We start from the raw sequence: 8,594 nt of genomic DNA, 5'->3' as shown, positions 1-8,594 counted from the left end.
CGCGCCCTGAGCGGCCTTGCGGGCGTCCTCGGCGGCCTTGCGCGAGGCGGCGGCATTGCTCGCGTCGGTGGCCGCGTCCGCGGCGGCACCGCGCGCACGGGAAGCGGCCTGAGCGGCGCCGGCTGCCGCGGAGGCGGCCTGGGCGGCCGCGTTGGCGGCGACCCGGGCGGAGTTGTTCGCCGCCCGGGCGGCGCTGACGGCCTGCTGCGCGGCGGAGGCGGCCTGCCCCGCCGCGGAGGCGGCACGGGAGGCGGCCGAGGCCGCCTTGAGGGAGTCCTTGCGGGCCGCCTCGGTCTCCGCGGCGGCCCTCTGCGCCGCCTCCTTCGCGAGCTTGGACGCGGCGACCGCGCGTGCGGACGCCTCCTTGGCCGCCTCGGTCTGCGCGGACGCCTGCCGCCCGGCTTCGCGGGCCTGCTCGGCGAGTTGGGCGACGGTGGCGTACTCCTGGTCGCGGGCACGCGCCACATGCCGGCCGACGTCGAGGAACTCCCGGATGTCGTCCGGGGTGCCGCCGAGAGCGATCCGCCCGGCCGCGCGGACGTTGGACCCGCCGACGCTCAGGATCTGGGCGAGCTGGACACGGTCGTCCTGCTCGCGCTGGGCGTACTGGCCCTCGTCGAGGAAGGCCTTGACGTCCGCCGGCGTGCCGTTCAGCGCGGCACGCCCCTTCTCCTGGACGTTCGGTCCGCCGGCGGCGATGATCTGGGCGACACGGACCCGCTGGTCCTGCTCCAGGGGCGCCTTCCAGCCGTCCTTGAGGAACGCCTGTACCTGCTCGGGGGTTCCGGCCAGTGCCTTGCGGGCGGCATCCAGCAGGCTGTTCCCGCCCACACTCGCTATCTGAGCGGTGGCCACCCGGTTGTCCTGGGCCGCGGCCTCGGGTGCCACCTCCTCCAGGAAACGGTCGACTTCGGCGTCGGTGCCGGTCAGCGCGGCCTCGGCGGCCGCGCGGACTCCCGGCCCACCGGACCGCCACAACTCCACGACCCTGCCACGCTCGGTCGGCGGGATCGGGCTGACGACCTCCTCGTCCACCCCGTCGTCGGCCGCAGCGGGCGCGGGCCCCAACAGCCCGCCGGACATCGCCAGGGGCAGGAGGGTCAGCAACGACACGCGCGCTACGCGTCCGAGTTTCCCCCCGCCCTGTCGAATTCTCAGATTCACAGGACACCTATCTCGTTCACCGGCCGGTCGAGCCAGCTGCCGCACATCGGCGCCGAAGAGCATAACCGGGAGCGGACCGACTCGCCTTTACGTATGATCGACGGAAGTGAAGTCGCCGTGCAGCGAAGGCGAGACGTCTCCGGGGAGAATCCCGGGAGACGGGACCGTGCGTCGTGCGGTTCCGGTATCCGGATCCGCACGACTCCTTGCCCGTCCCGGCACCGATGCCGGTGAATGGAGTCCTCGTGGTCCCTGCTCTTCGGATGACGCTGCATCACATCAGCGTGAAGTACCGTCATGCTGACCTGCACATCGACTTCATGGGTAGCAGTCCAGACCGGGCTTTACCGGACCATTTCATCGGCGCGGGGGGTGTGGGTGCGCCGTCTCCGCCCGCCCGAGGGGGGAAAGTCCTTCGCGGTTTCTCGAGTTCGTCGTCTGCTGATTTCCGGAGTCATTGGTTCCGTTGTTTCGGCGGTCATTGCGGTCCCGCTGGCTTTCGCGGACGAGTCGCCCCCGGCGCCTGCGGCTGACGCACCGCCGGTCGTGGTGGAGGACTTCTCCTATCCGGGTGCGGACAGCATTCTGGCGACCCAGGGCATCAAGCTGAAGAAGGGCGACGGGTGGATTCTGCTCGCCGAGTGCGACCAGGGCGCCGACCAGATCCGGGTCATGACCGTCAAGGACGAGAGCACCGGCCGGAAGGACGCGTACTGCTTCCGGGCCACCGGCAAGTCGGGCTATCTGACGCTGGAACTCCCGAGGGTGTTCGCGCTGGAGACCGGCGCGCATCCGCTGACGGCGGAGCTCACCGCGAACGGGCGGACGACGACCGTGGACGTTCCGAAGGACGGGTTCGAGTCCGTGGGCGAGGGCAACGTCGGCGGAGCCCGGTCCGTCCTCGTCGAGATCCGCGTCACCGGCTGACCGGGCCGGCTACCGGCCCTCTTTCCGCTCCGTACCGCCCGTGTCATGTCCGGGCACTCCCAGAACCCCATGCCTAAGGATCACTATGTCCCCAAGACGCTCTCGTGCCGCCGTCGTGGCGAGTGCAGTCGCGACACTGGCCGCTGCCGGTGCGATCGCCCCTTTCCCCGCGCAGGCCGCCACCGGCTCCCCCGTCGCCGACTCCGCCTACGCCTTCACCGCGAGGATCGAGATCGGTGACGGCGAGAACAAGCGTGCCTGCACCGGTGCGCTCGTCGAGGCCCGGTGGGTTCTCACCGCGGCTTCCTGCTTCACCGGCGGGCTCAGCGAGCTCGCACCCGGCAAGCCGCAGTCCAGGACCGTTGCGACCGTCGGCCCTGCCGACCTGTCGGCGACCGGTGGTCATGCCAGCGAGGTCGTCGACCTCGTGCCGAGGGCCGGCCGTGATCTCGTACTGGCCCGCCTCGCCCAGCCCGCCGCCGGCATCACGCCGGTGCCGATGGCCGCGACCCCGGCTGCCGAGGGCGACAGCCTGACCGTGGCGGGTTACGGCCGTACGAAGACGGAGTGGGTGCCGGGCACGGTCCACACCGCGCAGTTCACGGTGAACGCGGTGACGGAGACCGGGCTCGACATCGCCGGCAAGAGCGCCGGCGACGCGATCTGCAAGGGGGACACCGGAGCCCCGCTCCTGCGCCACAACAACGGCAAACCGGAGCTCGTCGCGGTCGCGAACCGCTCCTGGCAGGGCGGATGCCTCGGCGAGACCGGGACGCGCACCGACGCGACCGCCGCACCTGTGGACAAGGCCGCCCTCGGCTCGCGCCTCCTCGCGGGTCAGAGGCTGCTTCCGGGCGACTCGCTCGCCTCGGCCGGAGCGCGACTGACGATGCGGACCGACGGCGACCTCACGATCACCAACCTGAGTGGCAGGGTCCTGTGGGCCACGGGCACGGCGGGCAACGACGGCGCCACCGCCCGGCTCGATGCGGGTGGGAACCTCGTCGTGCGCAACGCCGGCGACACCGCCACACTCTGGGAGTCCAGGACCACCGCCGCCGGCGGCCACGCCGTTCTGCAGGACCGGGGCAACCTTGTCGTCCACAACGCCAGGAACGAGTCGCAGTGGTCCTCGGGCAGCGCACCGCGCCGTGACGTCAACGGCGACGGAATCAGCGACATGGCCGACTGGTACGAGTACGCGGACGGCAGGGACGGTCTGCACACCTTCGCAGGCACGGCCGACGGCAAGCTCGCCGCCCCGCACCAGGCGTTCAGGAGCGAAGGCAACCAGTGGACGCTGGCCCTGACGCAGCGTGTCACGGGCGACTTCAACGGCGACGGCCGGGCCGACGTCGCGGTCGTCTACGACTACTCCGACAGGACCGCGAAGCTGTGGACGTTCCTCGGCAGGGCGGACGGCGGCTTCCAGGCCCCCACGGCCTCCTGGACCTCGTCGGCGGGCAGCTGGGACGCCTCCCGAACGACCCTGCACGCGGGTGACTTCAACGCCGACGGCCGCGACGACATCGCCGCCTGGTACGACTACGAGAACGGCTCCGACGCGCTGTTCACCTTCACCGCCGACGGCAGAGGCGGATTCGCGGCGCCGGTGAAGGGCTGGTCGGCTCCGAACAACTGGACCGCCGCCAAGTCCAAGTACGTCACGGGCGACTTCAACGGCGACGGGCGCGACGACCTCGTCGTCCTCTACGACTACGCGGAGGGTGCGGTCAAGCTGTGGACGTTCCTGGCCACCCCGACCGGTGGCTTCAACGCCCCGCTGCGGGCATGGACCCACGACACGTGGGGCGACTGGGGCCGTACCGGGTTGTACGCCGGTGACTTCGACGCCGACGGCCGCGACGACGTGGCCCTCTGGTACGACTACCCCGACGGCCGGGACGTCGTCCACAGGCTGACGGCCGCCCCCAACGGCACCTTCGCCGCCCCGAAGGCCGCGATGACCGTGGCGGCGGGCAGCCTGACCTACCAGTCGATGAAGATCGTGACCGGTGACTACAACGGCGACGGCCGGGACGACCTCGGGGCCATGTACGGCTACTCCGACGGCAACGTCAGGATGTTCACCTGGCTCATGAATGCGGACAACGCCTTCGACACCGCGAAGACCGGCTGGACGAGCGCCAGCGCGAGTTCGTGGGACTTCCCCAGGACCCACTTCCTGCGCCAGGACGGCTGAGCCCCAGCCCGCACCGAACGCGCCCCCGCCGGCATCGCCCGGCGGGGGCGCGGCTGTTCCGTCCCGGCCGTTCGGGGGAGAGCGGCCGGGGCCCGCTCATCCGCCCGCGAGTGCCTTCCGCAGGACGTCCGCGAACTCCCCGGGCCGCCCGAGGAACCCGCCGTGGTCGCCCGGGAACTCGACCGGCGGGACGCCGAGGCGTTCGGCCAGGGCCGTCGAGGTCCGGTACGTGACCAGGCCGCCCGAGTCGGCGCCGATGCCCACGACGACCCGCACGGGACCGGACTCCAGCGCCGCGAGATCGGGCCGGTACAGGGCCGTGTGACGCAGCTCGTGGGCGAAGAAGCGGACGCTGTTGGCCAGGTCTCGCTCCGAGGGCTCGCCCTGCGGAGGGCCGGGGGCCTCGTCCCCGCCGAGGTCGAAGCCCGCGTTGGCCATGAACTTCGTCCAGGCCGCGCCCACGCCGTCCCGGTGGAAGGTCTCGATGAGGTCGTCGGTCGCGGCGCGCTGCGCGGCGGCGTCGGGAAGGAGCTCCAGCAGGGGCGGTTCGTGCGCCACGAGCGTCCGCACCCGGCCGGGGTGCCGGGTGGCCAGCGCGAGCCCCGTGACCGCACCGCCGCTGCTGCCGAAGACGTCCGCGGCCTCGGCGCCGAGCGCGTCCAGGATCGCGGCGACGTCGTCCGCCCGCAGCTCGGGCGTCGAGTCCTGTCCGGGGTCGTCGAGGCGGCTCCGGGAGATGCCGCGCGGGTCGTGGGTGACCACGGTGCGGTCGCCCGCGAGGGCGTCGGCGAGGGGCGCGAACTCCCCGGCGTCCATGGGCGCCCCCATGACCATGACCAGCGGTCCCGAGCCGCGGATCTCGTAGTACAGGCGCCCGCCGGGGACGTCGAGGGTGTGGGTGGTGGTCATGGACGGTCGTCCTCCCTGAAGCCGTGCGTCCGCGGTCGCGGTGACACGGGTACGACTCCCGCGGCCGGGAGAACTCATCGCCGCGGGCGGGGCGGATCCCGGCCCGCGGGCCGGGATCCGCCGCCGGGGCAGAGCGCCCTGTCCCGGCGGATGACCGGACGGCGGGCCGGTTGGGCCGATACGAGCGGGAGCGGTGCCCGACCCGACGGGTCGCCGCTCCCGTCCGCACACATCCCGGTCCGTACCGCATCGCTCAGGGAGCCACGGCCTGGTCCGTACCGCATCGCCCGGGAAGGCACCGCCCGGTCCGTACTCACGGCTGCGGTCCTGCCGTCGGGTCGTTGCGCCGATCAGGGCCCCACCGCTCCCGCTGCCGCCGGCGATCTGCTCAGGACGCCTCCTGCGCCATCGCGAGACTCTGCAGGTACCGCATCAGCGTCATCAGCACGTCCCGGCTCGACGACCGCTGCCGGGCGTCGCACGGCACGATCGGCACCGAGTCCGGAAGGTCGAGCGCCCCGCGCAGTTCCTCGATCGGGTACTCGGGCGCGTCCGGGAAGGAGTTGACGGCCACGACGAACGGTACGCCCCGTTCCTCCAGCCGGCCGATGACGTCGAAGCTGACCTCCAGCCGCCGGGTGTCCACCAGGACCACCGCGCCCAGCGCCCCCTCGAACAGCCCGCGCCACAGGAACCAGAAGCGCTCCTGCCCCGGCGTGCCGAACAGGTACAGCACCAGTTCCTCGTTGACGCTGATGCGGCCGAAGTCCATGGCCACGGTCGTGGAGGTCTTGCCGTCGATGCCCGAGGTGTCGTCGATGCCGACCCCTGCCTGGGTCATCGTCTCCTCGGTGGTCAGCGGCCGGATCTCGCTGACGGATCCGACCAGCGTCGTCTTGCCGACCCCGAAGCCTCCGACGATCACCACCTTGACGGCGGCCGCGGCCGTCTCGGGTAGCGCGTCCTCGCTCCGCGGCCCGGCCGTCGGCGCCGACTGCTCAGAGCTTCTGAAGTCCATCGATCACTGCCTCAATCAAAGCGCGGTCGGGGAGTCTGGCGGGTGGGACGGGCGCGCGGGCGACCACCCGGTTGTCGGCGAGGAGGTCGCCGAGGAGGACGGTGACGACACTGACCGGAAGACCCGTGTACGCGGAGACCTCCGCGACCGACAGGGGCGACTGGCACAGCTCGATGATCGCCGTGTGCTCCGGCTGCATGCCGGGCTTCGGCCGGGACCTGGCCACGATCAGCGTGACCAGGTCCAGTTCGACGAGGGCGGACGTGCTGCTGCGGCCGCCCGTGATGACGTAGAGCCGCTCGGGACTGGCCTCCTCCCAGTCCCCGCCGCCCGGGTGGCTCACCTGGCCACACCGTCCTGGCGAGGCGGGCTGCTGAGGTGGTCCCCGATCCGCAGTACCAGGTCGCGCATCCGCTGGCCCATGAGCCCGGCGTCCACGCCCTCGTCGGCGAGTACGGCGAGGAATGCTCCGGCGCCCGCGGCCATGAGATAGAAGAAGCCGCCGTCCATCTCGATCACGACGAGCCTCATCCGACCCTCGCTGCGCGGGAGTTCCGAGCCCACTGCGGCGGCGAGGGACTGGAGCCCGGCGCAGGCGGCGGCGAGCCGGTCCGCGGTGTCGGTGTCCGTGCCGTACTGGGCCATGCGTAGACCGTCGGCGGAGAGCACGACCACGTGCCTGGTCTGCGGCACGCCTTCCGCGAGGTCCTTGAGCATCCAGTCCATATTGGCCTGCTGCTGAATCATGGCTGCGTGTTCCCCTTGCTAGCGTCGGTGGGCTCCCCGGACAGACCGCTCTGGAAGGCGGCCAGCCACATTCCGGGCTGCACCTGCGGAGTGGGCTCCTGCTCCGGAGCTGCGTTCGGCGTGGACGACGCCGGTGTGATGGGTTCGGTGGGTGCGACGGAGGGTGTCTTGCGGCGCCGCTGAGGGAGGCCGTTCGGGGTCCGCTCGACCACCACCGGGTCGGGCTCGGAGGCCACCGGGCCGGTGGCAGGGCGCGGCGTGACGGGAGCCCGGGTGACTGCGGCCACCGGGGGGACCGCGGCCGCCTGGGGCGTCGGCGCGGGCTGGACGGCCTCGGGCGGGAGCGTCGTCCTGGGCACGGACGACGCTCCGATGCCGTGGGCGAGACCGGTCGCGGTCGCGGTCGTGGTGATCAGGTCCTGCGGTACGACGAGAACCGCGCGGACGCCGCCGTACGCGGACGGCCGCAGTGAGACCTGGAAGCCGTAGGCCTGCGCCAGCCGCCCGACCACGGCGAGGCCGAGACGCGGTGTCTCGCCCAGGTCGTTGAGGTCGATGCCCTGCTGGGCCTGGCGCAGCATCCGCTCCGCCCGCTTGCGGGCCTCCTCGCTCATGCTGACGCCGCCGTCCTCGATCTCGACGGCGATGCCCGACTGGACGTCGACGGCCGTCAGATGGACCTTGGTCTGCGGCGGGGAGTAGCGGGTCGCGTTGTCGAGGAGTTCGGCCAGCGCGTGGATGAGCGGCTCGACGGCCGGGCCGGTCACGGCCACCTCGGAGACGGAGTGCAGCTCGACGCGCTGGTAGTCGATGATCCGCGACATGGCGCCGCGCAGCACGCTGTACAGGGGCACGGCCCGGCTCCACTGGCGGCCGGGCCTGGTGCCGCCGAGCACGGCGATGGAGTCGGCGAGGCGGCCGATCAGCGCGGTGCCGTGGTCGAGGCGGAGCAGGTCGCCGAAGACCTGTGGGGACTTGCCGTGCCGGTCCTCCATCTCCCGCAGTTCCTGGGCCTGCTGGTGGACGATGGCCTGCACCCGGCGCGCGATGTTCACGAAGGCGCGCTGTGCGGACTCTCGCAGGTCCTCCTCGGCGACGACGGCGTCGACGACGGTGCGGACGACGGCCTGGTGGGCCTCCGGGGCGTTGAGCGAGGCGAGCACGTCCTCCGGGAACTCGCCCCTGCGGAGCCGCTCCACGACCTCCGGCAGCAGGGTGCCGGCGAGGTGCGCGGTCTGGGAGGCCTGGTGGGCCAGTACGGAGTCGCGCTCGGCGACGGCGCGCCGCAGCGAGTCCACCACCCTGCCGCGGCGGGCGGCCTCGGCGCCGATGGCGGCGACCGCGACCGCGGCGACGGCACCGATGACCGCGACGGGGACACGAGCCGGAGTGGGGACCAGCAGCACCGTGACCACGGTGGCGACGGCTGTCAGAGCGGCGGGCAGCAGCCACCCGAAAGCGGCCGCGGATCGCGGGCTTCCACTTCCGGGCGACGATTCCTCACGGATCATCAGCACCCTTAAAAATCATCTGAACGGAAACGATCATATGGCGACGGTGAGGGAGCATAGTCGTTTCAGCGAACGGCTGTTGACGCCGGGTCACACTTCGGACACACCCTTGATG

8 protein-coding genes are annotated in these 8,594 nt (G+C 72.1%); 2 read left to right on the top strand and 6 right to left on the bottom strand.

Annotated features, from left to right (window positions below):
- A partial coding sequence (locus tag QMZ92_RS07585; protein WP_283296442.1) for an ALF repeat-containing protein occupies positions 1 to 1,113 on the bottom strand: 1,113 nt, incomplete at its 3' end.
- A gap of 597 nt (positions 1,114 to 1,710) precedes the next feature.
- Between QMZ92_RS07585 and QMZ92_RS07580 the strand changes: the two genes are divergently transcribed.
- Both QMZ92_RS07580 and QMZ92_RS07575 read left to right on the top strand, forming a co-directional pair.
- On the top strand, positions 1,711 to 2,091 hold the full coding sequence (locus QMZ92_RS07580) for a hypothetical protein (RefSeq protein ID WP_283296441.1): 381 nt from the start codon (positions 1,711 to 1,713) through the stop codon (positions 2,089 to 2,091).
- A gap of 115 nt (positions 2,092 to 2,206) precedes the next feature.
- Positions 2,207 to 4,294 carry an FG-GAP-like repeat-containing protein gene (locus QMZ92_RS07575; protein ID WP_283296440.1) on the top strand — a complete coding sequence of 696 codons (2,088 nt, stop codon included), beginning with the start codon at positions 2,207 to 2,209 and terminating at the stop codon, positions 4,292 to 4,294.
- Positions 4,295 to 4,390: 96 nt separating this feature from the next.
- On the opposite strand, the gene QMZ92_RS07570 is transcribed toward QMZ92_RS07575, so the two are convergent.
- From QMZ92_RS07570 to QMZ92_RS07550, 5 genes are all read right to left on the bottom strand, one after another.
- Positions 4,391 to 5,203, bottom strand: coding sequence for an alpha/beta fold hydrolase (locus QMZ92_RS07570; RefSeq protein ID WP_283296439.1), 813 nt, complete (start codon positions 5,201 to 5,203; stop codon positions 4,391 to 4,393).
- 388 nt (positions 5,204 to 5,591) lie between these two features.
- Complete coding sequence (locus tag QMZ92_RS07565; RefSeq protein WP_283296438.1) at positions 5,592 to 6,221, bottom strand: GTP-binding protein; 630 nt, start codon at positions 6,219 to 6,221, stop codon at positions 5,592 to 5,594.
- The gene (locus tag QMZ92_RS07560) at positions 6,202 to 6,564 is read right to left on the bottom strand and encodes a DUF742 domain-containing protein (RefSeq protein ID WP_283296437.1); all 363 of its coding nucleotides are present in this window, start codon (positions 6,562 to 6,564) and stop codon (positions 6,202 to 6,204) included. Before QMZ92_RS07560 ends, QMZ92_RS07565 begins: the two co-directional genes overlap by 20 nt.
- Positions 6,561 to 6,968 carry a roadblock/LC7 domain-containing protein gene (locus tag QMZ92_RS07555; RefSeq protein ID WP_269730365.1) on the bottom strand — a complete coding sequence of 136 codons (408 nt, stop codon included), beginning with the start codon at positions 6,966 to 6,968 and terminating at the stop codon, positions 6,561 to 6,563. The genes QMZ92_RS07560 and QMZ92_RS07555 overlap by 4 nt, the downstream gene beginning before the upstream one ends.
- Entirely contained in the window at positions 6,965 to 8,479 is a 1,515-nt protein-coding gene (locus QMZ92_RS07550) for a sensor histidine kinase (protein WP_283296436.1), read from the bottom strand. The genes QMZ92_RS07555 and QMZ92_RS07550 overlap by 4 nt, the downstream gene beginning before the upstream one ends.
- Positions 8,480 to 8,594: the final 115 nt, after the last annotated feature.

This window comes from Streptomyces sp. HNM0645 (assembly GCF_030056615.1).
Classification (GTDB): Bacteria; Actinomycetota; Actinomycetes; order Streptomycetales; family Streptomycetaceae; genus Streptomyces; species Streptomyces marianii.
This window is presented reverse-complemented; position numbering and strand designations above follow the sequence as displayed.

Bases quoted from the DNA above. Each gene is read 5' to 3' on its own strand.
- QMZ92_RS07570 (WP_283296439.1), bottom strand. From the start codon at position 5,203: ATGACCACCACCCACACCCTCGACGTCCCCGGCGGGCGCCTGTACTAC.
- QMZ92_RS07550 (WP_283296436.1), bottom strand. From the start codon at position 8,479: ATGATCCGTGAGGAATCGTCGCCCGGAAGTGGAAGCCCGCGATCCGCG.
- QMZ92_RS07565 (WP_283296438.1), bottom strand. From the start codon at position 6,221: ATGGACTTCAGAAGCTCTGAGCAGTCGGCGCCGACGGCCGGGCCGCGG.
- QMZ92_RS07555 (WP_269730365.1), bottom strand. From the start codon at position 6,968: ATGATTCAGCAGCAGGCCAATATGGACTGGATGCTCAAGGACCTCGCG.